Below are 23755 nucleotides of genomic sequence, written 5' to 3' on the forward strand. Positions count from 1 at the left end.
AAGGATAGAAATGAAGACAAAAGTTGCGTTACAAGGTGCTTTAGGCGTTGGTCTTAGCGTGTGTGCGGCACTGCTGCTAAGTGCTTGCGGCGGCAAGGTCAATATGGCGGAGTTTAATCAGGCGTTCTACACAGGAGACAAAGAAGAAGCGCTCAAAATCGCTAAGGGTGGCAAGGGTGTGCTATGGGACTATCAAAGTGGTGTGAATGCGTTTTGGCTAGGTGAGAGCAAAGAAGCAGCAAAGCTGCTAAAAAGTGCCGATGAAGGCATAGAAAAAGCGCAAGAAAAGCTCATAAACACAGGCTACAACCCTTATGTGTATGAGAGCGTGCTGCTAGATCTCTATACTGCGTATAACTATGGCAGCCAAGATGATGTGCAAAAGGCTCGCCCAGCACTAAACCGCGCACACGACAAGCAAAATCAAGCAAAAGAGACATTTGCCAAAAAGATAGAAAAGCAGCAAAAGCAAGTAGAAGACTTAAAGGCAAAAATCCCAGAGAAAGTGCCACTTGATAAGCTAGAAGGGCAGATTTCACAAATTAGTGCTAAATATAAAGTCTCTAAAGAGTATGAGAAGTATAAAGGCTTTGTGAATCCTTATGTAACCTATGTAAGCGCGCTATCAGCGATGATAGAAGGCGATAGACCAAAGGCAGAGAATCTCTACAAGCAAATCGATAAAGTTGTAGAAAATAATGAGATTTTAAACAAAGATTTTGAGCTTATGGCAAGTGGCGATACGCAGAAGCGCACTTGGATTCTCATTGAAGATGGCTCTATCGCTGCTAAGTGGAAAGAGCCTTATAAACTAGATCCTGCCAGTGGCATTTTGATAAGCGCAGCGGTTGGGCTTAGTGCGCCACTAGATTTTACTTTCTATATACCGAAGCTTGAAGAAGGCAAGAGTGCGTTTGGCAGCTATAGTGCAAATGGAGAGACTATCAAGCTTCTTAGCAGCCTAGATGCTGTGGCAGCAAATGAGCTCCAAGCAGGTGCGAAAATGGCGGTGACTCTATCGATTTTACAAGGCTTATCTATTAGTGTAGCAAAAGCACTCGCTACTGAAGCAGCTGCTTCGAAATTTGGCGCACTAGGAGCTGTGGGGACAAAAGTGGCAGCTGATGCAGCTACCGATGCGCTTATGCAGCCAAAGATAGTAGAATCTATCAGCACACTTCCTAAGCAATACCTAGCAGTCTCTATCCCAAATACAGGCGATGAAATCAGCGTAAAAGGCGATGGCAAAGAAATCTTTAACGCCAAGCTAGAGACTTGCGGGGATAAAAGCGGCTCGACAGAATCTCTCTGCGCGGATAAAAACAATATCCTAGTGCTACGAGCCACAAGCGCAAATGCTCCGGTAAATGCGCAAATCATCAAGGAGCAGTAAATGAATAGCGCGCTAAAGTTATGTGCCGCCGCTACTTTAGCGGTGCTATTTATCGGCTGTGGTGGGAAAGAAGTTTCCGTTCTTGATCCTAAGGCAAGAGGGCTTGTGAGTGCTGGGCTAGATAGCAAAGATCTTGAAGTGAGTGCCAAAAAGCTTGTAGATAACTTCCTAGAATCCTATGGTGCAAATGCTGATGGCAGCGAGTTTTTAGAAGTGGGCGATATTATCAATGACACTATGCAAGAATTTGATGTCGAGCGATTGGCGGCACTCATCACGCGAGATTTGCGGAATGCGAAAAAGTATCGCATTTCACGGACAAGTGCTGGAAGTGGCGGGCGTGTAAATACTCGAATCAATACGCATCAGCAACGAGATAATGAAGAGATAAACCAGCTTGATGTCGCTGAAAAGGGTAGCCAACGCCTAGCCAAAATCAGCCTAGGTGGCAAAATCATCGAAAAGGTAACTCGAGTCAATAAAAAAGAGCAGAGAGATTACTTTTTGATCTTTAATCTAACGGACAGGCACACTGGTGAAGAGCTATGGGACGCTGAAGAAAAAATCGTCAAACTAAAATAGGGAGCAACAATGAAAAAGATCGTTAAAAGTGTGGTGCTAGCAGGAGCTGTGGTGCTAGCAGGAGCTGCTATGGTAGGCTGTGCTAGCGGGGGTATCGGCAAGCAAGCGCAAGAAAAGCACGGGCTAAAGGGTGCGCCTGCGTGGGTGCTAGGCAAATCTGGCAGTGTAGGAGACTTTGAAGCAGTAGGAAGTGCGCCTATTGTAGGTGGAGATTTGGATTTTGCTAGGCAGGAAGCTATGGCAGCTGCTAGGCAGAGTATGATTCTAAAAATCTATGCCTATGTAGATAGTAAGTATGAGAAAACTATACAATCTAGCAGCCAGCTAGGAGATGGCAATAAAATGAATCATCAAAGAGTTACAAACTCGCTCAATCAGCTCAAACAAGGCGCGGCAAACAAACTGCCCGGCACTTCGCAAAAAGAAGCCTTTGTGAGTGATAAAGATGAGTATTGGGTGCTGCTACAAATGGATAAAAATGCGGAAGAAAAATATCGCAAATATATCGATACAGCGACAGACTCTATGCTGCGCTCTATCCTAACTGCGCCAGCTAACTAGGAATGCGTATGAAGGCTGCTTATATGCGCGGCGTTTGTGGGGCTTGCTTATGGAGCCACAAACCCACTAGGGCAGGATCTACTCATCGGCAAGGGGGTTGGACTCACAGAAGCAGAAGCCAAGCGCAATGCCTTGCACGATATTTCAAGCCAAGTGCTAATAAGCGTTAGCTCAAGCTATGAGTCAAGCAAAGTGCGAAGCGATAGCACGCTTACAACAAGCGCGAAGCTAAACACAAGTGCCATATCTAAAGATATTGATTTAGATGTGGAGAAGTTTTTTGGGACAAGGCAAGAGGGCAATGCGTGGAGCGCAGAAGTGAGAATCCGCAAAAGCGATCTCATCAAAAGCTACACACAAAAGCAACGCCAAGCACTAGAATCTATCTCCTATGATTCTACTTGTAGTCTTAATCCAAAGCACCAAAGAGAGCTGCAAAGCGCGCTTGATAGAGCGATACACTACCGCGATGTGCTTAATGCCTCTGGTGGCAATAGTATAGGCGATGTCAAAATCGCCGAGCTAAATAAACTGCTCCTAGAAAAGCCAACAACAGTGATCGAGTATAGTGAAAACTTTAGCGAAGCTAGAATCCTACAAAGCAAGCTAAATAAAGAGTTTAGTAAGTTTTTTAAGGTGCTGGGCGCAAATGATGGGCGCGCTTCTGTTGTGAAGGTCGGTTTGCTCATTGATGGCGATTATGATAATAATCAAGTAGCACTTGAGCTAGAGCTGCTTGACTGCCACGGCAGTAGTATCTATACCGGTAGCTTTGATGATAGATATGCTAAAGATCGTGTCGCTGCTATTGGCGAGTTTAGCAAAAGGGCTGATACCAGAGCCTATAAGCTCCTAAATGCGTGGATCAATGGCAAATAGAATCTAAAATAGCAAGCTAGGAAGTAGCAGGGCAAAGGTGGAAGCTAGATTCTAGTGTATCATCATTACAGATACACAAAAAGCTAGATTCTAGCTCCTTGGTTGCTCTTGCAAGCTAGAATCTATATAGTTTTACGGATTGTCTTTTAGCAAGTCTTTAAGCCGTAGCTCTTCTTGGCGCGCGGCGATGTATTGGGCTTGGGCGATTTTCTGCGCTAATGTGGCTTGGTGGATCGCGCTTTTATCTCCTGTTTGCTTTGCTTGAGCTAGGGTGCTATTGGCGTGTGTGAGTGCGGATTTCATAGAGGCGATATAGCTTGCAACTTCTTCTAAAATCTCTTTATCATCGCAGTGTTGTAGTAGGCTAGCTAGCTCATCTTGGGCTTCTTGGAGCTTATGGGGGTCTTTGTGTGGCTTTTGCATATAGGCTTCTAGCCCATCTCGTGCCTGCTTGATTTTATACTCGCAAATTGAGCCACCATAGAGTGAAGAGACAAACACTAAAAGCAAAAGAGTGGCGCACTTCATTTTAACCCCTTGATAAGCCCTTAGATTCTAGCCATAGCAATATATCTGCTATAACCTGCTCTTTTATAGGCTCATTTAGCACTTCGTGCCGCGCATCTTTATAGAGTAGGATATTGACATCATCAAAGCCTTGAGATTCTAGGTGATCGCGTGCTTTTTTCACCCCTGTGCCAAAGTGTCCGCTCGCATCATCGCTCCCACTTACAAACAAAATAGGCAAATGCGCATTCTTAGGGCTAGGGTAAGTGCCATAGACTTCTTGCATACCCATAAAAAGGTGCAAAAAGCTCTCTATATCAAAGTGGAATTGGCATTTTGGATCATCTTTATATGCTTGTCTTACAGCTTCATTAGAGCAGAGCCAGCCTAAGCCCGCTGGAAGATCCTTCTTAAACTGCTTGTTAAACCCGCCAAAAAGTGTATTGGTAAAAAACTTTTGTCCAAAGCTCTTCGCCCCAAAAAATCGCAAAAGTTTCGCAAGTGTTATGCCGTATTTTAGATTCTCATCAAATGCTGGAGAGCCACTAAGGATAAGCGCGCTAAGTGCTTCGCTATATAGTGAAGTATATCGTCTAGCTAGGAGCGATCCCATAGAGTGCCCAAGCAGCACAATGCGCGCATTTGCATAACGCTCTTTAAGCAAGCAGGAGAGCTTATAGAGATCATAGCTCGCTCGGCAGAATCCATCTTCGCCCATTGAGCCAAGTGTAATGCCATTATCGCTATTAAGGCTCTCTCCGTGCCCCCTGTGATCGCTTACTGCTATGATGTAGCCCTTTTGCGCAAGTGTGTTTGCTACCCACTCATAGCGGTCTTTGTGCTCGATCATTCCGTGTGCGATTTGGATAATTATAGGGCTAGAATCTACCTGCGCTGGCTCATAGAGATCATACGCCACTTGCCCAAAATCTGAAGAAAAGTGGAGATTTTTGTGTATTGTAATTGTCGCTTGCATAGCTGCTCCTTGTGCTTGGGATTGTAGCCAAGTAGATTCTAGCTTTGAGCTAGAATCTAACTCAAAGCTATTTGTCAAAATTCTCTCTGTGCTCCTTGAAAGTTTTGCTAAATGAATGTGTGCCATTTTTGTTGCGCACGAAGTAGAGATAATCTACCTGCGCTGGCTCAAACACCGCTTGAATAGCTTCTAAACTTGCACTTCCCACGGGGGTCTTTGGCACGCCCTTATTGCGGTAGGTGTTGAAGGGGGAGCTATCGTTGCGTATGCGCTCTGGCGTTACTTTGCTATGGGAGTATTTGCCATAGTTGAGTGAGCCGTCCATTTGCAAGGGCATATTGAGCTTTAGGCGGTTGTAAATCACTGCGGCGATGATGGGCATTTCTTGTGTATTGGCAGCTTCTTTTTGAATGATTGAAGCCATAGCGATATGTTTAAACCACTCATCTTTGTCGTATCGCCCAAGATATTTGCGTGCTAGATTCTCGTGGATCGCTAGAGACTGCTGGATAAGCGATTGCATAAGGGTATCTTCTGTGGTGTTAGCGTGGATTTTATAAGTATTTGGCAAGATCACGCCTTCTTCATAGGGAGCATAGCGCAGATAGGATTCTAGGAGCTTGTCTTCATCTAAGCCAAGCTGCGCCGCGCTCTCTTTGATGAAAAAATACATTGTCTCCCCCGGGATTAGCGTAATGCTCTCTTGCGCGGCTTTAGCAGAAGTGAGCGCGTAGAGAAAATCACCTTTTGCAATGACGCCATTAGATAAAGCAGAGCTTATGTCAATCGCCCCACTTTGTGGCTTGCCAAGTAGGCGCAAAATATGCTTATCGATTTGGTTAATATCCAAGCCATTTTTGGCTAGATGTGCTATAATTCCGCTAATTGAGCCTTGTGGCACCACGACAACAGGTGCGCTAGCAATAGGTAACCCCAAGTAGAAAAAGATCGCTAATATGATGAAAAAAATGCCATCTAAAAGAGCATTAAGCGTATATATTATTTTGTTTCTTACCATATTTACCCTTGTTGGTGGCTTCAAGATCCTATCTGATGGGATTACTATTAGTAGTCTCCGCTTCGCTGATATACAAGTCCGTGGATTGTATCTAAAACTAAATAATAAATTCTCCTTAGAGATCAAAGAACTTGATCTAGCAAAAGCAATGGAGAAAAAACCGCAAAAACCCACCCAAACCCCTACGCTCAAAGAGATTAGCGACTATGTCAAATACGCACTTTGGGGGCTGGCGTATTTTGAGGATTTGCGGGTTGAGAAAATCATCTTAGGCGATGAGTATGTCGCTAGCGTGTTTTATGACGGAGAGCATTACGCGCTTTCTTTCCCTAAGCTGCAAGCGGTGTTTAATGTCCAAAGTCAGGGCAATACAATTGAGCTTGACATTCGCAAGCTGCAGGTGTTTGAGCCAGATGTTGAGGTGGCTGGGCGCATTATCTACTCTGGGGCGAGTGGGCAGTTTAGCTTTGGCGTATCGGTAGCTCCTTTGCTAATAGATTCTAGTGGGAGCAAGCACGATGTGGTACAAGCTTCTGCTAGCAAATCCACAAGCAAGCTATTTTTACAAGGCACAAGCGACTTCAAACGCCTTGTGCTCAAGGCGAAAACCTCAAAAATGAGCGACCTTAGTGCCATTAGAAAGCTTATAGCCCAAAATGCTAAAGATTTGCTCCCCACGCTAGATATGTGGCTATTTAATGCGCTGGGCTTTGAGACGCTAGAGATTGATCAAGCAAGCTTTGATATAGTCTTGCACCAAAAGCAGTTTATGAAATCACTCATCAATAACACCAAGCTCACACTCTATGCCACCAAGCCCACATATAAGCTTGATCCCACGCTCGCACCCTTTAGTGCAAATCGTGCCAAAATCCAAGTAGAAAACGGCAAGGCTGTGCTTGAGATGATAGCACCCAAGCTAGAATCTATCGACTTAAATGGCTCGACACTTGCCTTTGCCTTTGTGGATTCTGTGCCTACGCTCTCTATCTTTGCCACTTCTAGCAAGCTGCTTTATACAAAAGCTTTGCGAGATTTGCTGGCATTCTATGGTGTGCAGATCCCCATTGATCGCATTAGTGCGGATATGCAGGCAAACTTGAGCATAAACATTCCATTTGCTGATAATGCCCCGCTAAAGCTAGGGGGCAAGCTAGCAGCGCAGCAAGCTATCCTAAGTGCCGGGGGCTTAGACTTTGTGAGCAAGGGAGCTTCCATAGTGATTGACATTAACCCAAAGGCTGGGAGCAATTTCATCGATATATGGACGCAAAACACAAGCTATGAAAATCTCTTTGACATTGATACAACAATGCGTATCGATCTTTCCCAAAAGCTGCTAAAGACAAGCCTTTTTGTGCATTCTCTGCGCGTGAGCACCAATCCAGAGATCAACCAACGCCTAATCAACCCCCAAGATAAAATACGCCAGCCAAAAAAGCAGGCACAATCCGCGCTTAAGCCACTAGAATCTAGCGTAAGCCTTGAGTCGTTGAGACTCTCTCAAGCTATGCCATTTACCCCCCAAGATATGCTTGCACACATTGCACATCTAGCTTCTAATGCCAAGCTAGATTCTACCCAGAGCCTTGAAGAGTCCGCCACACAAGAGCAAGATTTAGAGAGCCCTAGCACTAGCGAGCAAGAGCTAGAATCTAGCACGCCAAATACGCCAGAGCCAGCACAAGATGAGGTAGTAGATTCTAGCGATGCTTCTGCGCCTACTACGCCACTTGCCAAGCCAGATGCTTCTCTAGCTCCTACAGAAGAGATCATTGACTTTTCTAGCAGGGAGCACGAAGATGATTTGCAAGACCAAGAGAGCGCGCATAAAGAGCTAGAGACACTAGAATCTATCTTGCAAGATACGCAAGAGCAAAAGGAGCAAGAGAAGAAAGAAGAGCAAGAAGGGCAAGATTCCAGCAAAGCCCAGCAAGAGCCACAAGAGTCCAAGTCTCCCCAAGATTTCCCCACACCGCAAGATAAGAATCTAGCGCAAGATGAAAGTGTAGATTCTAGCGCACCTAGCGAGCAAGAGCCACAAGAGTCCAAGATAGAATCTAGAAAATATACTAGAAATGGCGTAGAGCTTGACTTCTCAAAGCCTATGGGTGAGAAAGAAATGCTTGAGAAAATTATCGCTCTCATTAAAAGCCAAGATGAGCAGAAATTCACCTATGATATTTTTAAAGCTACGCGAGAGACATTGCCGCAAGTTGATGTGGAGATAGATTTTTCAAGTGAGCCTGTGCGGGTAAGTATCCCAGCCCTTGATGTGTATATGCAAATCTCTAGCAGTGGAATCCGCGCTAATGTGGTGGATTTTAGCAAGTTCGCGCCTTTTTCTCCCATTATGAAATATCTTGGGCTTTCATCTGGCAGTGCTGTCGTGGAGCTAAAAGGTGCGCGAGATGTGGCATTCCAAGTGCGTATCGCTGACTTTCCTACATTTTTGCTCTCTAAAGATAAGACACTGCTGCATACCTTTGTCTTTAATGGTAGCTACAAAGATGATAAGCTAGAAGTGCTTAGTGATGATGGGAAGATCCGCCTTGATTTGTATGACAATACGATCCTTGCAAACTTTACAGACATTGATGTAAGCATTGATGGCTTGCTTGCTAGTAAAATCCCAGCGATCCAAGAAGCCTTTAGCACATCAAGTGAGAAAAAGGCGGTTTTCACTAGAGAAGAGATTTTGCTTGAGAGTGAGTTCTTGCGCGCTAAGCGTAGATATGAGCGGCAAAATGGCATTAAGCCTAGAATCATAGCAATCCAAGCGCAGAATATCACAGGGTTTTTCAAAGATGTCGTGATCCCATTTGATGACTTTAATGCCAAAATTCGCGATGATCGCATTAGTGCTGATGCGACTTATAAAAATGGCATTGCTAATATTGACATTATCCACGGCAACACTATTATAAAAGCAGGGAATTTTAGTGGGGAGTTTTTAAATCGTGTCGTTGGGAGGCATATTGTTGATGGTGGATTGTTTGAGCTAAGTGGAATCTATAAAAATGATATGTTTAATGGCGATGTTCATATTCAAAATACTAGCTTTAAGGGCTTTGCGATTGTGCAAAATGTCATTGGACTAATTGATACGATTCCTTCGCTTGTGATGTTTAGGAGTCCGGGGCTTAGTGCTAAGGGCTATGAGGTCAAGCAGGGTAGCATTAAGCTTGCGCTCAATACGCAGTATGTGGGCTTAGAGTCGATTGATTTAATCGGCAAATCTATGGATATACAAGGGAGTGGCTTTATCGAGCTAGAGAGCCAAGAAGTGGATATGGGGCTTTCTATCTCCACGCTAAAAAACCTTAGCGGGATTTTAAACAAAATCCCCATTGTGGGGTATTTGCTCCTTGGCAAAGATGGCAAGGTAACCACCCAAGTAAGCGTGCGCGGCACGATCCAAGATCCTAAAACACAAATTTCTCTCGCACAAGACTTGCTTAAAACTCCGCTTAAAGTGCTTAAGCGCGCTTTCACACCGGTGGATATTGTGATCGATGAGATTGTAAAGAGTATTGATCGCTAATGCCCTTACAGAATCTAAATGCGGAGCAATACGCAGCAGCCACTGCACCTATGGGGCATAATCTCATCATCGCTTCTGCTGGCACGGGGAAAACTTCTACTATTGTGGGGCGTATAGCGCATTTGCTAGAGAGCGGTGTGCAGGCAAGTGAGATTCTACTGCTCACTTTTACCAACAAAGCTTCCCAAGAGATGATCGCACGCGTGGCAAGCCGCTTTGGCGAGGTGGCAAAGCAGATAGAGTGTGGGACATTCCACGCTGTGTGCTACCGATTTTTGAAAGATAAATATGCCATATCACTAAAGCAGCCAAAAGAATTGAAAGTGCTGTTTAAAAGTATCGCAAAATCGCGTGTCTATCAGCACCAGACAAGCACGCCGCCTTACTCTGGGGAGTATCTCTTTGATATTTACTCTCTTTTTCTCAACTCGCGCAATAATGAGAGCTTTGAAGAATGGCTTGGCGCACGCACAGGTGATCATAGTGCATATATTGATATTTATGAAGGGATTTTTGCAGAGTATCGCGCGTTAAAAAAATCACATAACTATATGGACTACAATGACTTACTCCTAGAGTATGCCAAAGAAATGCGCGAGATAGAGTGCCCTTATAAAGAGATCTTATGCGATGAATACCAAGATACCAACCCTTTGCAAAACTATGTAATCCACGCGCTAAATCCTAAAAGTCTCTTTTGTGTAGGGGATTATGATCAAAGTATTTATGCCTTTAATGGTGCGGATATTTCGATTATTTCAAGTTTTAGGGAGACTTATGTAGATTCTCGTGTCTTTACCTTAAGCAAGAATTATCGCTCTACGCGCTATATCCTTGATCTGGCTAATCGCGTGATAGAGAAAAATGAGCGCATTTATCCTAAAGAGCTTGAAGTCATCAACTTGCAAGAGCCTATTGCACCAAAGCTACTCATTTATAATGGATTGTTTGAGCAGTATCAAGGTGTAGCGCAAAAGATCCTTACAGCTAATTATCCGCTTGATGATATTGCGATTATTTTCCGCAACAATTCTTCTGCGGATGGCTGCGAGGCATTGCTGCGAGAGCTTAATATCCCTTCAAAGCGCAAGGGTGGGGTGAGCTTTTTTGACGCTAAAGAAGTGGCACTAATGCTTGATCTATGCTCGCTTTTATACAACCCAAGGGATATGATGGCATATATCCATACTTTAAGCTATGGTGCTGGGATTGGGGACTCTATCGCTAGGGAGATTTATGAAGGATTATTGCGATTGGGTGATGGCAGTGCAAGAAAAGGGCTTTTAGCGCCAGATTCTAGTAAGCGCGCATTTGAGAAAAAAGCCAAAAACGCCCAGCTTGGGCTTTTTGATGATTTTTTCGCATTGCAAGATGTGAAGAAGTTTGACTCTGTTGTGCAAGGTGGATTTGTGGGACACCCGATTCTATCGCACCCGAAACTTAGCTTTGATGGGGCGCGGTTTTTGAGTGATTTTTACGCGCTAGTGGATCAGCATAGCCACCATAGCAAGCCTTATGATTTGATTAGCTCTCTTGCAGCAACACCGCTGTATCAGCATATTATCGAGCTGCTTTGTGCAAGGCGTGCGAAAAATAAAGACGGGAGCATTGATATAGAGCGTAAGACACAGGCAAAAGATGCCATTGTGCGCAAGATTATTTTGCTCCAAGATATTGCGAAGAATTATGAGAATCTAGGGCGATTTTTAAATGCTATGGTGCTTAGTAGCGGCGAAAACACACAAGGAAGCGGTGTCAATCTCCTAACGATCCACGCAAGCAAAGGGCTAGAATTTGGTATGGTGTTTATCATTGATCTAATGCAAGGGCGTTTTCCTAATCTTAAACTAATCGCCAAAGGTGGAAGCATAGAAGAAGAGCGGAGGTTGTTTTATGTCGCTATCACAAGGGCAAAGGAGATTCTTTACCTGTCTTATGCAAAAAAAGATGAGATAAAAAACATTAGCTACGAGCCTTCTGTATTTCTCTATGAAGCTGGGCTCTTGTGCCAGTAGATTCTATCTAAGCGCACTTGTTTTGATGAAGCGCGCATTTGTAGGCTTTGCTTAAATGTGGGCAAAGCCACATTGTATTTTCTTGCATTAGTGGAGACTAAAATCACTTGCGCGACTCTATGGTTTGTCCTTTTTATAAGGAAATATTTTTTTCTTTTTATGCCTAGAAATAGGCAAATCGCTTGACTATTTTTATGGTTTTTATCTATAATCTCGCTTTCAAATTTCATACATTGCATTTATGGCAGTGGGTTCTTTAAGAGGATAGCCAGAGAATCTTTGTTTTAGAGTTTGATAAATCTTTCAATGACTTAAGGAAAATCTATGGAAAAAATTCGATTGAAGCTAAAGGCTTATGATCATCGGGTTCTTGATAGATCGGTTGCTTCTATTGTGGAAGCTGTGAAGCGCACTGGCTCGGAGATATGCGGTCCTATCCCACTCCCTACTAGAAGTAGGAAATACACCGTGCTGCGCTCTCCGCATGTAAATAAAGATTCTCGAGAGCAGTTTGAAATCCGCGTGCATACTAGGATTATAGATATTATGTCCGCGACACCGGATACTGTTGAGGGATTGATGAAGCTTGATTTGGCTCCAGAAGTTGATGTCGAAGTAACTTCGATGGGCAAATAGCTTGCATAAATTACATAAGGATTTGAGATGGAATTTTTAGCGCAAAAGATAGGAATGAGCAGGACTATCGGTAGTGTTAGCACACCTGTTACACTCCTAAAAATTTTAAACACCAAAGTATGCGAGATTAAGGAAAATGGTCAAGCATTGGTCGCTTATGCTAAGGGCAAAGCGCAGAATAAGAGCATTGCAGGACAGCAAAAAAAGTATAATCTCAGCAAGGAGTATAACCGCTTTGCTACTTTAGCGGTGGCAAATACTGAGGTTGGCGATCTTGATATGACTTCTCTTGAGAATGCACAGCGTCTCAAAGTGTCGTTTAATACGAAAGGGCGCGGATTTAGCGGAGCTATGAAGAGATGGAATTTCCAAGGTGGTCCAGCTGCGCACGGCAGTAGATTCCACAGGAGACTTGGATCTATAGGAAACAGAGAGTGGCCAGGTCGTGTCCAGCCCGGGAAAAAAATGGCAGGGCATTATGGGAATGAAAAAGTAACAGTGCAGGCACAGGTCATTTCCTTTGACAAGGAAAATGGCATTATCGTGCTAAAGGGTTCTGTCGCTGGGCATAATGGCGCATTTGGCAAGATTACTATCATTAAATAAGGGTTACAAATGAGTAGTGCAGTAGTGTTGGATAAATCATTTAAAAAGACAAGCGAGATTGCTTTGCCTGAAAGCTATAAGGGTATCAAGGAGCATAATCTCTACTTGTATGTCAAGTCGTATTTAGCATCTTTGCGCGCAAACAATGCCAAGGCTAAAAAGCGTGGTGAAGTGAGCGGAGGTGGTAAGAAGCCTTGGGCGCAAAAGGGTGGCGGGCGTGCCAGAGCTGGTAGTATCACTTCACCTGTTTTTGTTGGAGGTGGGGTGGCTCATGGTCCAAGTAATAATCGTAACTATGACTTAAAGATTAACAAGAAGCAAAAGCGGCTTGCCCTTGAGTATGCCATTAAACAAAAGGCAGAAGCAGGCAAGCTTTATGTTGTAGATTCTCTAAGTGTTGAAAGCGGGAAGACAAAAGATGCGTATGCTGTGTTTAAGGCTCTTAATGAGAGAAGTGTGCTTTTTGTCTCTCAGTCAATCCGTGATGAGAAGACATTTTTAGCATATCGTAATTTACAGGATTGCTATTTTATTGAAGCAAGTGAGATGAATGCTTATCTTGTGGCGGTTTTCCACGCAGTTGTGATTGAAAAGGCTGTATTTGATGCATTTTTAGAATCTGGAAGTAAGGGGAAGTAAATGGCTGATATAACAGATATTAAATCCATTCTCTACACAGAGAAGTCGTTATCGCTTCAAGAGAGTGGGGTTTTGGTCGTGCAAACATCAACACGCGTTACAAAAAATCAACTCAAAGAGGTCTTCAGGGAGTATTTTGGCGTGGTTCCAGTGAAAATTAATTCCTTGCGCCAAGATGGTAAAGTTAAACGCTCGATAAAGAGGGGCGGCAATGGAAGTCAAAAATTTTATGGGCAGCGAAGCTCTTACAAGAAGTTTTATGTGAAGATTCCAGAGGGTGCGAAAATTGATTCGCTCACAGCATAGAGGAGTAGAGTATGGCAATTAAGACATATAAACCATATACCCCAAGTCGTAGGTTTATGAGCAATCTTAGCTCAAGCGACATTACTGCAAAGCCTAGTGTAAGGAAGCTGTTGATTAAGCTTCCTGTTTCTGCTGGGAGAAATAACAATGGCAGAATCACAAGTCGTCATAAAGAGGGTGGTGCGAAGAAGTTGTATCGCGTGATTGACTTCAAGCGCAATAAGTTTGGTATCCAAGGGCGTGTGGCAGCGATTGAGTATGATCCGTATAGGAATTGTCGCATAGCTTTAGTTGTGTATCCCGATGGTGATAAACGCTATATACTTCAGCCCAGTGGATTGCAAGTGGGAGATATGGTAATTTCTGCGGAGTCCGGGCTTGATATTAAGACAGGATATGCAATGAAGTTAAAAAATATCCCTATTGGAACGGTTGTGCATAATATTGAGATGCATCCGGGTGCTGGCGGACAGCTTGCTAGAAGTGCTGGATCAAGTGCGCAGATTATGGGGCGGGAGGGCAAGTATGTGATCTTGCGTTTGCCAAGTGGAGAGATGCGCTATGTTCTTGATGAATGTATGGCGACCATTGGTGTCGTGGGGAATGAAGATTTTATTAACATATCCATTGGTAAAGCAGGTAGAAATCGTCATTTAGGAGTCCGCCCTCAAACGCGTGGTAGTGCTATGAACCCAGTGGATCACCCACATGGTGGTGGTGAAGGTAAGACTGGATCTAGCGGACATCCTGTTTCTCCGTGGGGAACACCAGCTAAAGGCTATAAGACTCGCCGTAAAAAAGCGAGCGATAAGTTAATTATCTCAAGAAAGAAAAAGTAAGGATATAGTATGGCACGATCGATTAAAAAGGGTCCTTTCATTGATGAGCATTTAGCGAAGAAAGTGGCAAAATCTAAAGAAACCAAGGATAGTAAGCCCATCAAGACTTGGTCTCGAAGAAGCACTATTTTGCCCGATATGATAGGCTTGACTTTTAATGTTCATAATGGGAGAGCATTTGTTCCAGTGTATGTGACAGAAAACCATGTTGGATATAAGTTAGGTGAGTTTGCTCCTACGCGAACTTTTAAGGGACACAAGGGTAGTGTTCAAAAAAAGATTGGAAAGTAGGGGTATGCTATGAGTAAAGCTTTGTTGCGTTTTGTTAGATTATCTCCAACGAAAGCTCGCTTAGTGGCGAGAGAAGTGCAGGGTATGAATGTTGAGCTTGCGCTTGCTAGCTTGGAATTTACTCCAAATAAGGCTGCTAAACTGATTGCCAAAACAATTGCTTCAGCCGTGGCAAATGGTGGATATGAACCGAAAAATGCCATCGTATATTCCTGTCGTGTTGATGCAGGTCCTGTGCTAAGAAGGTTTATGCCTAGGGCTAGGGGGCGTGCTACTCCTATACGCAAACCTACTTCGCACATCCTTGTAGAAGTATTGTCTCAAAGCGAGGTCAGTTCTTTGCAAGCGAAAAAGTCTGCTAAAACTGCTTCTAGCACATCTATTGCTGGTGATGATGTGAAAAATAAAGGGGAAGTGCGCAAGGGTGGAGCAAAGCAAGCTAGAGTGTCGGTCTCTAAAGCGAAGGCTCAGCCAGAATCTAAAGCAAAAAAATCAGAAACTAAGGATAAATAACAATGGGACAAAAAGTTAATCCAATAGGACTTAGACTAGGTATCAATAGGAATTGGACATCTCGCTGGTTTCCTAATGTTCAAACTGCTCCTGATAATATTCTTGAAGATCACATTATTAGGAAATTTCTCAAGAAGGAGCTGTATTACGCGGGCATTAGCGAGATTATTATAGAGAGAGCAGCAGCAAAGATCCGCATAACTGTGGTGGCAGCACGCCCCGGACTCATCATAGGTAAAAAAGGTGCTGATATTGAAAACAAAAGAGAGGCATTGAGAAAACTCATTAAAAAAGATGTCTCAATCAATATCAAGGAAGTCAAGCGTCCGCAAGCTAATGCACAGCTGGCTGCAGAAAATGTCGCCATGCAACTTGAGAAGCGTGTAGCATTTAGGCGCGCTATGAAAAAGGTTATGCAAGCTGCTATGAAATCTGGCGCGAGAGGCGTGAAGATTAAGGTGTCTGGACGCTTGGCTGGAGCTGAAATGGCGCGAACAGAGTGGTATATGGAAGGTAGGGTGCCGCTTCATACTCTGCGCGCTAAAATTGACTATGGTTTCGCTGAAGCTTTTACTACTTATGGAATTATTGGAGTTAAGGTATGGATCTTTAAGGGTGAGATTCTGCAAAAGGGTATTCAGCCAGATAAACGCGAAGATGGCGAAGAAGAATTAAGAGGGTCGCGATCAAAATCCAGAAGAGGGGGACAATAAATTATGTTAATGCCCAAAAAGACGAAATATAGAAAGCAAATGAAGGGTCGTAATCGTGGTAAGTCTATACGCGGCTCATCTTTGGCTTATGGTAATATAGGCATTAAGGCTCTTGAGCTAGGCAGGATAGATTCTCGCCAAATAGAGGCTGCAAGAATAGCTCTTACTAGACATATTAAGAGATCTGGTAAGGTGTGGATACGCGTGTTTCCTGATAAGCCATTGACAGCAAAGCCGCTTGAGGTGAGAATGGGTAAGGGGAAAGGCGCAGTAGAAAAATGGGTGATGAATATCCAGCCCGGTAGAATTATTTATGAAATTACTGGTGTTGAAGAGAGTATGGCTCGAGATGCTTTGGCTTTAGCGCAGAGCAAGCTTCCTTTTAAAACAAAAATCATAACTAGCGAGAGTGAAAATGAAATTTATTGATTTGAAAGATAAAGATTTGGCGGAGCTTCATAAGATTCTTAAAGATAAAAAGTCCGAGCTTTTTGAATTACGTTTAAAGCTTAAAACGATGCAACTGACCAATCCTAGTCAAATTGCAATAGTGAGAAAGGATATTGCTAGAATCAATACTGCAATATCAGCAAAAAAGGATAACAAATGAGCCAGATGCCACATAAAAGAGTGATACAGGGTAGAGTTGTTTCTCGAGCGGATAAGAGTGCAGTGGTTTTGGTAGAGCGCAAAGTCGTTCATCCAAAATATCGCAAAATCGTTAAACGCTTTAAGAAATACACAATACACGACGAGAAGAATCAAGTTAAGGTTGGTGATGAAATCATAGCGATAGAGTGCAGACCTATTTCTAAAACCAAATCGTTTAGTCTCAAAGAGATTGTATCAGTAGGAGTGTAGTATGATACAGAGTTTTACGCGCTTAAATGTAGCAGATAACAGCGGTGCGAAGGAAATTATGTGTATTAAGGTGCTTGGTGGTAGCCATAAGCGTTATGCAAGTGTTGGTGATGTTATTGTGGCATCTGTTAAAAAAGCGATCCCTAATGGTAAAGTCAAGAAAGCTCAGGTTGTCAAGGCTGTTGTTGTTAGGACAAAAAAGGAGATCCACAGGGCTAATGGCTCGCTTGTTCGATTTGATGATAATGCGGCAGTGATTCTTGATGCCAAGAAAGAGCCGATAGGGACGAGAATTTTTGGTCCAGTAAGTAGAGAAGTGCGATATGCTAATTTTATGAAGATAGTATCGTTAGCTCCGGAGGTGTTATAGTGGTAAAGTGTAAGATAAAAAAAGGCGATATGGTTAGAGTTATCGCTGGAGATGATAAGGGCAAGGTAGGGAAAGTGCTGGCTGTGTTTCCCAAGAAGTCATTGGTAGTTGTTGAGGGTTGTGCTCTGGTAAAGAAGGCGGTAAAACCTACTGATGACAACCCTAAAGGTGGGTTTGTTACTAAGGAAAAATCCATACATATTTCTAATGTTAAGAAAGATGGGGAGTAGGTTATGTTTGCATTGAAGAAAAAGTATAATGATGAGATAAAAGGACAGCTTAAGAACGAGCTCAATATACAAAACCCTATGCTTCTTCCAAAATTGGAGAAGATAGTTATTAGTGTGGGGGCTGGTGATTATGCTAAGGATTCTAAGATTATGCAAAATATAGCTGACACTATTTCGCTTATTGCAGGACAAAAAGCCATTATTACCAAGGCGAAAAAATCTGTCGCTGGCTTTAAAATGCGTGAAGGTATGCCTGTCGGTGTAAAGGTAACTTTGCGCGGCAAGCAGATGTATAACTTTTTAGAAAAACTTATTGTGATCTCTTTACCTAGGGTTAAGGACTTTAGGGGTGTGCCTAGGAATGGGTTTGATGGAAGAGGGAACTATAGCTTTGGCTTGAATGAGCAATTAATGTTCCCGGAAGTTGTTTATGATGATATTATGGTAACGCATGGTATGAATATTACGATTGTTACTTCGACACAAGATGATAAAGAGGCATTTAAGCTCTTAGAGTTATTTGGTATGCCATTTGCAAAAGGGAGATAGTATGGCAAAAAAATCAATGATTGCAAAAACCAATAGGAAAGCGAAGTTTAGTGCAAGGGCATATACTCGATGCAAGGTATGTGGAAGACCACATTCTGTTTATAGGGATTTTGGACTTTGTCGAGTTTGTTTGCGAAAAATGGGAAATGAAGGCTTAATCCCAGGGTTGCGCAAAGCTAGCTGGTAGAAAGGAGTAAATAATGGTGAATGATATTATTGCAGATTCTTTGACAAGGATTCGTAATGCTTCTATGAGAAGGCTAGAATCTACGACATTATATTATGCCAAGATCGTTGTATCGATTTTGGAGGTATTTAAGGATAAGGGTTTTGTTAAGGAATATAATGTAACAGAGAAAGATGGTAAGCAGTCGATTCTTGTGCAGCTTGCTTATGATGAGCGTGGCAAATCTGTGATTAACGAGGTCAAGCGTATCAGCAAGCCTGGTCGCAGGGTATATAAGGCTCGCAGTGAGCTAAAGCGATTTAAGAATGGATATGGGACTATAGTTGTAAGCACTAGTAAGGGAGTGATATCCAACGACGAAGCATATAGAGCAAATGTCGGTGGTGAAGCTTTGTGTAGTATTTGGTAGTAGGAGAACATTATGTCAAGAGTTGGTAAAAGACCTGTTGGTATTCCAGATTCTGTGCAAGTGAATGTAGAGGGCAGTAAGATCACATTTAAAGGGGCGAAAGCTACAAAGGAGCTTGAAACATACGGCAGAGTTAAGGTAGAGTTAAAGGATAGGGAACTTGTTTTTTCTGCATTGGATTCTGCTCCGCAGTCTAGAGCTTTTTGGGGGACTTATCGAGCTTTGGCAAATAATATAGTTGTTGGATTGACTCAGGGGTTTGCAAAAACTCTTGAAATTAACGGGGTCGGTTACAAGGCTGCTGTATCAGGTAATATGCTTGAGCTTGCTCTTGGATTCTCTCATCCGATCAAATATCCCATACCTGCTGGAGTAGAGATGACACTTGATAAGAATCAGCTTACTATCAAGGGTAGCGATAAGCAGCAGATTGGGCAAATTGCAGCTGAGATACGGGAGTTTAGACCCCCTGAGCCTTATAAGGGTAAAGGGATAAAGTATGCTGATGAGATCATTATTAGAAAAGCTGGTAAGACGGCGAAAAAATAACTAAGGGGCTGATATGACTAGTAAAGTTTTGGAATTGAAAAAGAGCTTGCGCCTTAAGAGAAAAGCTCGCATTAGAGATAAGGTGAGTGGCGTGGATTCTCGCCCTAGAATTAGTATTTTTCGATCAAATAAGTATTTGTATGCTCAGGCGATCGATGATGTTAGGCAGATAACTCTTGCAGCCGTTGATGGGAGAAAGCTTAAGCTTGGCAACAATAAAGATCAGGCTAAGCAGATTGCTGCAGTATTTGCGCAAGAGCTAAAGAGTAAGGGGATCAATGAGGCGGTATTTGATCGTAATGGGTATTTGTTTCACGGTGTTGTTCGCGTCTTTGCAGATTCTTTGCGAGAGCAAGGTATAGCACTATAAAATTAAGGAAGATGTTATGAAAATCGATAGAGAAGAATTTAGTGAAGTTGTTGTAAATATTGGTCGTGTAACAAAGGTAGTTAAAGGTGGGCGAAGGTTTCGTTTTAATGCACTTGTTGTCGTGGGCAATCGTAATGGTATGGTTGGATTTGGCTTGGGTAAGGCGAAAGAAGTTCCAGATGCTATTAAAAAGGCTGTCGATGATGCATTTAAGAATGTTATCAAGGTTAATATCAAAGGCACAACGATAGCCCACGATATCGAGTATAAATATAATGCAAGTCGTATTTTGCTCAAACCTGCCAGCGAAGGGACGGGTGTTATAGCAGGTGGGTCAGCTAGACCTGTGATAGAGCTTGCTGGAATTAAGGATATTTTGACAAAATCTTTGGGCTCTAGTAATCCTTACAATGTAGTTAGGGCTACTTTTGATGCTCTAGCACAGATTAAAGCATAAGGGGGTATTGTATGGCTTCTTTACATATAATTAAACCAGCTAAGGGAAGCGTAAAGGATATTAAGAGAGTGGGTCGTGGTCAAGGTAGTGGTATGGGTAAGACATCTACTCGAGGTGGCAAGGGGCAGACGGCTCGCACAGGCTACACAGCTAAGAGAGGGTTTGAAGGTGGGCAGCAGCCACTTCAGCGTCGTCTGCCAAAAGTCGGCTTCACAACTAGAATCCACAAACCTTATATTATCAATGTCGATAGAATCAAAGCCGTAGTTGGTCTTAGTGAGATTACCATAGAGAGTATAGATGGTGTTCATAAGCTTCCTAGTTGTGCTAAGGTTGCTCAATCTGCATCATTGGCGCGACAGAAAGTTCTCGTTAAGCTTATAGGTGCTGGTGCATCTGCACTTGCAGATAAAGTGAGAGATACTAGGGTAGCTGTGAGTGGGCAGCGAAAATAGGACAAGAGTCTCGTATGAATAAAGCGATTGTTAATAAGATTCTTATCACGCTAGCTTTTTTATTTGCTTATCGTGTGCTTGCATATGTTCCAATACCCGGGGTCGATGCGGCGGTCATTAAAGATTTCTTCCGTATGAGCAGTAGCAATGCCTTGGGGCTTTTCAATATGTTTAGTGGTGGAGCTGTGGAGCGTATAAGTATTATTACGCTTGGCATTATGCCCTACATCACAGCTTCCATTATTATGGAGCTTTTGGCAGCCACTTTTGCTCCACTTGCAAAAATGAAAAAAGAGCGCGATGGTATGCAGAGATATATGCAAATCATTCGCTATGTTACGATTTTTATTACAATTATTCAGGCTATTAGTGTGTCGTTTGGGTTGCGTAGTATCGGCGGCGGTCCTAATGGTGCAATTTTGATTGATATGAAAGAGTTTTTGCTTATTTCTGTGTTTGCTATGCTTGCTGGGACAATGCTTCTTGTGTGGATTGGCGAGCAGATTACACAGAGGGGCGTAGGTAATGGCATAAGCCTTATTATCTTTGGTGGTATTGTGTCTGGGATACCAAGTGCAGTTGGATCGACTTTCAAGCTTGTTAATACTGGAGAAATTAGTATCCTAAGTCTTGTTGTGATTGGCATTATCATTGTCGCTACAATTTGCTGTATTGTGTATATTGAGCTGGCTGAAAGGCGAATCCCTATTTCTTATGCACGTAAAGTGGTAATGCAGAATCAAAATAAGCGCATTATGAACTATATTCCCATTAAGCTGAATTTAAGTGGAGTGATACCGCCTATTTTTGCTTCTGCATTGCTTGTGTTTCCATCCACGATTTTGCAAGCTTCAAGCAATCAATATTTACAGCTTGTCGCAGATATTTTAAGCCCTAGCCATTATTTGCACCACATTTTAATGTTTGTGTTTGTCGTGTTTTTTGCTTATTTTTATTCTTCGATTGTGTTTAATGCTAAGGATATTGCAGATAACCTGAAGCGCCAAGGTGGATATATACCTGGAATGCGTCCGGGTGAGGGGACTTCATCATTTTTGAATTTTGTCGCAAATAATTTGACCTTGTGGGGCTCATTGTATTTGGCGATTGTATCCACCCTTCCTTGGGCATTAGTGAAGCTTTTGGGCGTGCCTTTCTATTTTGGTGGGACTGCTGTGCTTATTGTCGTGCAGGTTGCCATTGATACAATGCGTAAGATTGAAGCACAAGTCTATATGAATAAATACAAGACATTGAGTGCGGTTGGATTCTAGAATTGTGAATGGTCGCGGAGTAGTGTTGTGGCGATAGCAATTCGTAGTAAGCGAGACCTTGCTGGTTTAGAGAAGTCATCGACAATTGTGGCAAAAACACTGGCACTTGTGGTGGAGAATGCTCTGCCTGGAATTAGCCTTTATGAGCTCGATAGGATTGCTGAGGATTATATTGTATCTCAGTGTGCTCGTCCAGCTTTTAAGGGGCTTTATGGATTCCCAAATGCTACTTGCTTATCTCTTAATTCCGTGATTATTCACGGTATCCCCAGTGATTATAGGCTGCAAGATGGTGATATTTTAGGAGTTGATTTGGGTGTTGAGTGTGGGGGGTGGTTTGGTGATGGTGCTGTTACTATTGGTATTGGGAAAATAAGCCTTAAAGATGAGCAATTGATCGCTTGTGCGAAAGATGTGTTATATGAAGCTATTGATTTTTGTTGCTCTGGTATGCATTTTAAAGAGTTAAGTTTGTTTTTAGAACAGGCAATTACGCAAAGAGGTTTTATTCCTTTACAGGGATTTTGCGGGCACGGAATAGGTAGGAAACCGCACGAAGAGCCAGAGATACCAAACTACTTGGAATCACCCAACCCAAGGCAGGGACCAAAAATTAAAGATGGTATGGTGTTTTGTATTGAGCCTATGGTATGCCAGAGTGATGGAGTGCCAGTGATTTTGGAAGACAAATGGTCTGTTGTCGCTAAGGATATGCAAAATGGTAGCCATTATGAGCATACGATTGCTATGATTGATGGTAGAGCGAGAATTTTAACCCACAGCTAAAGGAGTAAGATTGGCGAAAGATGATGTAATAGAAATAGATGGTAAGGTGATTGAGTCTCTGCCAAATGCGACTTTTCGAGTCGAGTTGGATAACGGACATATTGTTCTGTGCCATATTGCCGGAAAGATGAGAATGCATTATATTAAGATTCTACCGGGCGATAGGGTAAAGCTAGAATTAACCCCCTACAGCCTAGATAAAGGTAGGATCACATATCGCTATAAATAAGCCTGCTTTAAACTAATGTCGGCTATAATCCGCGTTTTTAGTTTTGGAAATGACAGAGCTATTGCTTTAAGCGATGTCCTAGATGTCATTAATTTATAAGGAGTTCGTATGAAAGTGCGACCGTCGGTCAAGAAGATGTGCGATAAATGTAAGATTATCAAGCGTAGGGGTGTTGTGCGAGTGATCTGCGCCACCCCCAAACATAAACAGAGACAAGGATAAACAATGGCGAGAATTGCTGGTGTAGATTTGCCTAAAAAGAAAAGAGTTGAGTATGCGCTCACATATATTTATGGTATTGGGCTTAAGAGTTCGAGAGATATTCTTAGAGCTGTAAATATTTCTTTTGACAAGCGAGTTAATGATCTCAGCGAAGATGAAGTATCTGTTATTGCTAAGAAAATTCAAGAAAGCTATGTTGTTGAGGGTGATTTGCGTAAAAAAGTGCAGATGGATATAAAGGCTCTTATGGATCTTGGTAGCTATCGTGGTCTAAGGCATAGAAAGGGGCTTCCTGTTCGTGGGCAGACAACTAAAAACAATGCGCGCACAAGAAAAGGAAAGCGTAAAACAGTTGGCTCTAAAAGCTGATAGGATCTTAAGGAGATATAATGGCTAAGAATACGACAAAAAAACGCGTTGTTAAGAAAAATATCGCGCGAGGAATAGTGTGTATATCAGCTACTTTCAATAATACGAATGTAACTGTTACAGATGAGATGGGCAATGTGCTATGCTGGGCTACTGCTGGTGGATTGGGCTTCAAGGGAAGTAAGAAATCTACCCCATACGCCGCACAGCAGGCGGTTGAGAGTGCTTTAGCAAAAGCCAAAGAACATGGGATTAAAGAAGTTGGTATTAAAGTGCAAGGACCGGGAAGCGGTAGAGAAACTGCTATCAAGAGCGTAGGTGCTGTTGAAGGCATTAAAGTATTATGGCTAAAGGATATAACGCCATTGCCACACAATGGTTGCAGACCGCCAAAAAGAAGAAGAGTGTAAGGGGATAATA

General features: G+C 42.8%; 34 protein-coding genes and 1 pseudogene. 32 read left to right on the forward strand and 3 right to left on the reverse strand.

Going from position 1 to position 23755, the window contains the following annotated elements:
• Positions 1 to 10 precede the first annotated feature (10 nt).
• Genes F4V45_RS06535 through F4V45_RS06550 form a run of 4 tightly spaced genes read left to right on the forward strand, consistent with a single transcriptional unit; the run spans position 11 to position 3415 of the window.
• The gene (locus F4V45_RS06535) at positions 11 to 1393 is read left to right on the forward strand and encodes a hypothetical protein (protein ID WP_150337587.1); all 1383 of its coding nucleotides are present in this window, start codon (positions 11 to 13) and stop codon (positions 1391 to 1393) included.
• Complete coding sequence (locus F4V45_RS06540; protein ID WP_150337588.1) at positions 1394 to 1975, forward strand: LpoB-related protein; 582 nt, start codon at positions 1394 to 1396, stop codon at positions 1973 to 1975.
• 9 nt (positions 1976 to 1984) lie between these two features.
• Complete coding sequence (locus F4V45_RS06545) at positions 1985 to 2536, forward strand: LPP20 family lipoprotein (protein ID WP_150337589.1); 552 nt, start codon at positions 1985 to 1987, stop codon at positions 2534 to 2536.
• Between the two features lie 36 nt (positions 2537 to 2572).
• On the forward strand, positions 2573 to 3415 hold the full coding sequence (locus F4V45_RS06550; protein ID WP_150337590.1) for a hypothetical protein: 843 nt from the start codon (positions 2573 to 2575) through the stop codon (positions 3413 to 3415).
• 132 nt (positions 3416 to 3547) lie between these two features.
• Here the strand turns inward: F4V45_RS06550 and F4V45_RS06555 are convergent, their stop codons facing one another.
• From F4V45_RS06555 to mltG, 3 genes are read right to left on the reverse strand one after another with little or no spacing between them, the layout of a single operon-like run.
• Positions 3548 to 3943 carry a DUF1090 family protein gene (locus F4V45_RS06555; protein ID WP_150337591.1) on the reverse strand — a complete coding sequence of 132 codons (396 nt, stop codon included), beginning with the start codon at positions 3941 to 3943 and terminating at the stop codon, positions 3548 to 3550.
• A 1-nt stretch (position 3944) separates the two neighbouring features.
• On the reverse strand, positions 3945 to 4976 hold the full coding sequence (locus F4V45_RS06560; protein ID WP_170235198.1) for an alpha/beta fold hydrolase: 1032 nt from the start codon (positions 4974 to 4976) through the stop codon (positions 3945 to 3947).
• Complete coding sequence (gene mltG / locus F4V45_RS06565) at positions 4966 to 5916, reverse strand: endolytic transglycosylase MltG (protein ID WP_150337593.1); 951 nt, start codon at positions 5914 to 5916, stop codon at positions 4966 to 4968. Before mltG ends, F4V45_RS06560 begins: the two co-directional genes overlap by 11 nt.
• 148 nt (positions 5917 to 6064) lie before the next feature.
• Here mltG and F4V45_RS06570 point away from each other — a divergent pair, with 148 nt between their 5' ends.
• The 28 genes and pseudogenes from F4V45_RS06570 to rpsK all read left to right on the forward strand — a co-directional run bounded on the left by F4V45_RS06570 (position 6065) and on the right by rpsK (position 23745).
• Positions 6065 to 9460, forward strand: coding sequence for a YhdP family protein (locus tag F4V45_RS06570; RefSeq protein ID WP_170235199.1), 3396 nt, complete (start codon positions 6065 to 6067; stop codon positions 9458 to 9460).
• Positions 9460 to 11475, forward strand: a complete 2016-nt coding sequence (locus F4V45_RS06575; RefSeq protein WP_150337595.1) for an ATP-dependent helicase — start codon at positions 9460 to 9462, stop codon at positions 11473 to 11475. The genes F4V45_RS06570 and F4V45_RS06575 overlap by 1 nt, the downstream gene beginning before the upstream one ends.
• 324 nt (positions 11476 to 11799) lie before the next feature.
• Positions 11800 to 12111: a 30S ribosomal protein S10 gene (gene rpsJ, locus F4V45_RS06580; protein ID WP_023930268.1), complete on the forward strand. Its 312-nt coding sequence runs from the start codon at positions 11800 to 11802 to the stop codon at positions 12109 to 12111.
• Between the two features lie 27 nt (positions 12112 to 12138).
• Complete coding sequence (gene rplC, locus F4V45_RS06585; protein WP_023930269.1) at positions 12139 to 12717, forward strand: 50S ribosomal protein L3; 579 nt, start codon at positions 12139 to 12141, stop codon at positions 12715 to 12717.
• Between the two features lie 9 nt (positions 12718 to 12726).
• Entirely contained in the window at positions 12727 to 13356 is a 630-nt protein-coding gene (gene rplD / locus F4V45_RS06590; RefSeq protein WP_023930270.1) for a 50S ribosomal protein L4, read from the forward strand.
• Positions 13357 to 13662, forward strand: a complete 306-nt coding sequence (locus tag F4V45_RS06595; protein WP_023930271.1) for a 50S ribosomal protein L23 — start codon at positions 13357 to 13359, stop codon at positions 13660 to 13662.
• An 11-nt stretch (positions 13663 to 13673) separates the two neighbouring features.
• Positions 13674 to 14501: a 50S ribosomal protein L2 gene (gene rplB, locus F4V45_RS06600; RefSeq protein WP_023930272.1), complete on the forward strand. Its 828-nt coding sequence runs from the start codon at positions 13674 to 13676 to the stop codon at positions 14499 to 14501.
• A 9-nt stretch (positions 14502 to 14510) separates the two neighbouring features.
• Complete coding sequence (rpsS, locus tag F4V45_RS06605; RefSeq protein ID WP_023930273.1) at positions 14511 to 14792, forward strand: 30S ribosomal protein S19; 282 nt, start codon at positions 14511 to 14513, stop codon at positions 14790 to 14792.
• 9 nt (positions 14793 to 14801) lie between these two features.
• A pseudogene (gene rplV, locus F4V45_RS10005) lies at positions 14802 to 15146 on the forward strand (50S ribosomal protein L22); the annotation flags it as partial.
• A gap of 161 nt (positions 15147 to 15307) precedes the next feature.
• Positions 15308 to 16018, forward strand: a complete 711-nt coding sequence (gene rpsC / locus F4V45_RS06615; protein WP_023930275.1) for a 30S ribosomal protein S3 — start codon at positions 15308 to 15310, stop codon at positions 16016 to 16018.
• A 3-nt stretch (positions 16019 to 16021) separates the two neighbouring features.
• Positions 16022 to 16447, forward strand: coding sequence for a 50S ribosomal protein L16 (rplP, locus tag F4V45_RS06620; protein WP_023930276.1), 426 nt, complete (start codon positions 16022 to 16024; stop codon positions 16445 to 16447).
• Positions 16434 to 16628, forward strand: a complete 195-nt coding sequence (rpmC, locus tag F4V45_RS06625; protein ID WP_023930277.1) for a 50S ribosomal protein L29 — start codon at positions 16434 to 16436, stop codon at positions 16626 to 16628. The genes rplP and rpmC overlap by 14 nt, the downstream gene beginning before the upstream one ends.
• Positions 16625 to 16879: a 30S ribosomal protein S17 gene (gene rpsQ / locus F4V45_RS06630; RefSeq protein ID WP_150337597.1), complete on the forward strand. Its 255-nt coding sequence runs from the start codon at positions 16625 to 16627 to the stop codon at positions 16877 to 16879. The genes rpmC and rpsQ overlap by 4 nt, the downstream gene beginning before the upstream one ends.
• A 1-nt stretch (position 16880) precedes the next feature.
• Positions 16881 to 17249, forward strand: a complete 369-nt coding sequence (rplN, locus tag F4V45_RS06635) for a 50S ribosomal protein L14 (protein WP_023930279.1) — start codon at positions 16881 to 16883, stop codon at positions 17247 to 17249.
• Complete coding sequence (gene rplX / locus F4V45_RS06640; RefSeq protein WP_150337598.1) at positions 17249 to 17479, forward strand: 50S ribosomal protein L24; 231 nt, start codon at positions 17249 to 17251, stop codon at positions 17477 to 17479. The genes rplN and rplX overlap by 1 nt, the downstream gene beginning before the upstream one ends.
• Positions 17480 to 17482: 3 nt before the next feature.
• Positions 17483 to 18028 carry a 50S ribosomal protein L5 gene (rplE, locus tag F4V45_RS06645; protein ID WP_023930281.1) on the forward strand — a complete coding sequence of 182 codons (546 nt, stop codon included), beginning with the start codon at positions 17483 to 17485 and terminating at the stop codon, positions 18026 to 18028.
• A 1-nt stretch (position 18029) separates the two neighbouring features.
• Positions 18030 to 18215: a type Z 30S ribosomal protein S14 gene (locus F4V45_RS06650; RefSeq protein ID WP_084330938.1), complete on the forward strand. Its 186-nt coding sequence runs from the start codon at positions 18030 to 18032 to the stop codon at positions 18213 to 18215.
• Between the two features lie 13 nt (positions 18216 to 18228).
• The gene (gene rpsH / locus F4V45_RS06655; protein ID WP_023930282.1) at positions 18229 to 18624 is read left to right on the forward strand and encodes a 30S ribosomal protein S8; all 396 of its coding nucleotides are present in this window, start codon (positions 18229 to 18231) and stop codon (positions 18622 to 18624) included.
• 12 nt (positions 18625 to 18636) lie between these two features.
• On the forward strand, positions 18637 to 19173 hold the full coding sequence (rplF, locus tag F4V45_RS06660; RefSeq protein ID WP_150337599.1) for a 50S ribosomal protein L6: 537 nt from the start codon (positions 18637 to 18639) through the stop codon (positions 19171 to 19173).
• Positions 19174 to 19186: 13 nt separating this feature from the next.
• Entirely contained in the window at positions 19187 to 19543 is a 357-nt protein-coding gene (gene rplR, locus F4V45_RS06665; RefSeq protein WP_150337600.1) for a 50S ribosomal protein L18, read from the forward strand.
• 16 nt (positions 19544 to 19559) lie between these two features.
• Positions 19560 to 20000, forward strand: coding sequence for a 30S ribosomal protein S5 (gene rpsE, locus F4V45_RS06670; protein WP_023930286.1), 441 nt, complete (start codon positions 19560 to 19562; stop codon positions 19998 to 20000).
• Between the two features lie 11 nt (positions 20001 to 20011).
• The gene (rplO, locus tag F4V45_RS06675; RefSeq protein ID WP_150337601.1) at positions 20012 to 20455 is read left to right on the forward strand and encodes a 50S ribosomal protein L15; all 444 of its coding nucleotides are present in this window, start codon (positions 20012 to 20014) and stop codon (positions 20453 to 20455) included.
• A gap of 14 nt (positions 20456 to 20469) precedes the next feature.
• Positions 20470 to 21729 carry a preprotein translocase subunit SecY gene (secY, locus tag F4V45_RS06680; RefSeq protein ID WP_023930288.1) on the forward strand — a complete coding sequence of 420 codons (1260 nt, stop codon included), beginning with the start codon at positions 20470 to 20472 and terminating at the stop codon, positions 21727 to 21729.
• Between the two features lie 27 nt (positions 21730 to 21756).
• Complete coding sequence (gene map / locus F4V45_RS06685) at positions 21757 to 22515, forward strand: type I methionyl aminopeptidase (RefSeq protein ID WP_150337602.1); 759 nt, start codon at positions 21757 to 21759, stop codon at positions 22513 to 22515.
• 10 nt (positions 22516 to 22525) lie between these two features.
• The gene (gene infA, locus F4V45_RS06690) at positions 22526 to 22744 is read left to right on the forward strand and encodes a translation initiation factor IF-1 (protein WP_023930291.1); all 219 of its coding nucleotides are present in this window, start codon (positions 22526 to 22528) and stop codon (positions 22742 to 22744) included.
• A gap of 108 nt (positions 22745 to 22852) precedes the next feature.
• Entirely contained in the window at positions 22853 to 22966 is a 114-nt protein-coding gene (rpmJ, locus tag F4V45_RS06695) for a 50S ribosomal protein L36 (RefSeq protein WP_033588102.1), read from the forward strand.
• 3 nt (positions 22967 to 22969) lie between these two features.
• Entirely contained in the window at positions 22970 to 23335 is a 366-nt protein-coding gene (gene rpsM, locus F4V45_RS06700) for a 30S ribosomal protein S13 (protein ID WP_023930292.1), read from the forward strand.
• A gap of 20 nt (positions 23336 to 23355) precedes the next feature.
• Positions 23356 to 23745 carry a 30S ribosomal protein S11 gene (gene rpsK / locus F4V45_RS06705; RefSeq protein WP_023930294.1) on the forward strand — a complete coding sequence of 130 codons (390 nt, stop codon included), beginning with the start codon at positions 23356 to 23358 and terminating at the stop codon, positions 23743 to 23745.
• Positions 23746 to 23755: the final 10 nt, after the last annotated feature.

The sequence above is a fragment of the Helicobacter canis genome, assembly GCF_008693005.1.
Taxonomy (GTDB): domain Bacteria; phylum Campylobacterota; class Campylobacteria; order Campylobacterales; family Helicobacteraceae; genus Helicobacter_B; species Helicobacter_B canis.

Coding starts and splice junctions, on each gene's coding strand:
- rplB (WP_023930272.1), top strand. CDS start 13,674: ATGGCAATTAAGACATATAAACCATATACCCCAAGTCGTAGGTTTATG.
- rpsC (WP_023930275.1), top strand. CDS start 15,308: ATGGGACAAAAAGTTAATCCAATAGGACTTAGACTAGGTATCAATAGG.
- rplN (WP_023930279.1), top strand. CDS start 16,881: ATGATACAGAGTTTTACGCGCTTAAATGTAGCAGATAACAGCGGTGCG.
- secY (WP_023930288.1), top strand. CDS start 20,470: ATGAATAAAGCGATTGTTAATAAGATTCTTATCACGCTAGCTTTTTTA.
- F4V45_RS06650 (WP_084330938.1), top strand. CDS start 18,030: ATGGCAAAAAAATCAATGATTGCAAAAACCAATAGGAAAGCGAAGTTT.
- rplP (WP_023930276.1), top strand. CDS start 16,022: ATGTTAATGCCCAAAAAGACGAAATATAGAAAGCAAATGAAGGGTCGT.
- rpsH (WP_023930282.1), top strand. CDS start 18,229: ATGGTGAATGATATTATTGCAGATTCTTTGACAAGGATTCGTAATGCT.
- rplE (WP_023930281.1), top strand. CDS start 17,483: ATGTTTGCATTGAAGAAAAAGTATAATGATGAGATAAAAGGACAGCTT.
- rplR (WP_150337600.1), top strand. CDS start 19,187: ATGACTAGTAAAGTTTTGGAATTGAAAAAGAGCTTGCGCCTTAAGAGA.
- rpsQ (WP_150337597.1), top strand. CDS start 16,625: ATGAGCCAGATGCCACATAAAAGAGTGATACAGGGTAGAGTTGTTTCT.
- rpsM (WP_023930292.1), top strand. CDS start 22,970: ATGGCGAGAATTGCTGGTGTAGATTTGCCTAAAAAGAAAAGAGTTGAG.
- rplO (WP_150337601.1), top strand. CDS start 20,012: ATGGCTTCTTTACATATAATTAAACCAGCTAAGGGAAGCGTAAAGGAT.
- mltG (WP_150337593.1), bottom strand. CDS start 5,916: ATGGTAAGAAACAAAATAATATATACGCTTAATGCTCTTTTAGATGGC.
- rplD (WP_023930270.1), top strand. CDS start 12,727: ATGAGTAGTGCAGTAGTGTTGGATAAATCATTTAAAAAGACAAGCGAG.
- rpsE (WP_023930286.1), top strand. CDS start 19,560: ATGAAAATCGATAGAGAAGAATTTAGTGAAGTTGTTGTAAATATTGGT.
- rpsK (WP_023930294.1), top strand. CDS start 23,356: ATGGCTAAGAATACGACAAAAAAACGCGTTGTTAAGAAAAATATCGCG.
- rpsJ (WP_023930268.1), top strand. CDS start 11,800: ATGGAAAAAATTCGATTGAAGCTAAAGGCTTATGATCATCGGGTTCTT.
- F4V45_RS06555 (WP_150337591.1), bottom strand. CDS start 3,943: ATGAAGTGCGCCACTCTTTTGCTTTTAGTGTTTGTCTCTTCACTCTAT.
- rpsS (WP_023930273.1), top strand. CDS start 14,511: ATGGCACGATCGATTAAAAAGGGTCCTTTCATTGATGAGCATTTAGCG.
- rplF (WP_150337599.1), top strand. CDS start 18,637: ATGTCAAGAGTTGGTAAAAGACCTGTTGGTATTCCAGATTCTGTGCAA.
- F4V45_RS06595 (WP_023930271.1), top strand. CDS start 13,357: ATGGCTGATATAACAGATATTAAATCCATTCTCTACACAGAGAAGTCG.
- rpmC (WP_023930277.1), top strand. CDS start 16,434: ATGAAATTTATTGATTTGAAAGATAAAGATTTGGCGGAGCTTCATAAG.
- rplC (WP_023930269.1), top strand. CDS start 12,139: ATGGAATTTTTAGCGCAAAAGATAGGAATGAGCAGGACTATCGGTAGT.
- F4V45_RS06575 (WP_150337595.1), top strand. CDS start 9,460: ATGCCCTTACAGAATCTAAATGCGGAGCAATACGCAGCAGCCACTGCA.
- F4V45_RS06545 (WP_150337589.1), top strand. CDS start 1,985: ATGAAAAAGATCGTTAAAAGTGTGGTGCTAGCAGGAGCTGTGGTGCTA.
- F4V45_RS06540 (WP_150337588.1), top strand. CDS start 1,394: ATGAATAGCGCGCTAAAGTTATGTGCCGCCGCTACTTTAGCGGTGCTA.
- rpmJ (WP_033588102.1), top strand. CDS start 22,853: ATGAAAGTGCGACCGTCGGTCAAGAAGATGTGCGATAAATGTAAGATT.
- F4V45_RS06570 (WP_170235199.1), top strand. CDS start 6,065: ATGGAGAAAAAACCGCAAAAACCCACCCAAACCCCTACGCTCAAAGAG.
- F4V45_RS06535 (WP_150337587.1), top strand. CDS start 11: ATGAAGACAAAAGTTGCGTTACAAGGTGCTTTAGGCGTTGGTCTTAGC.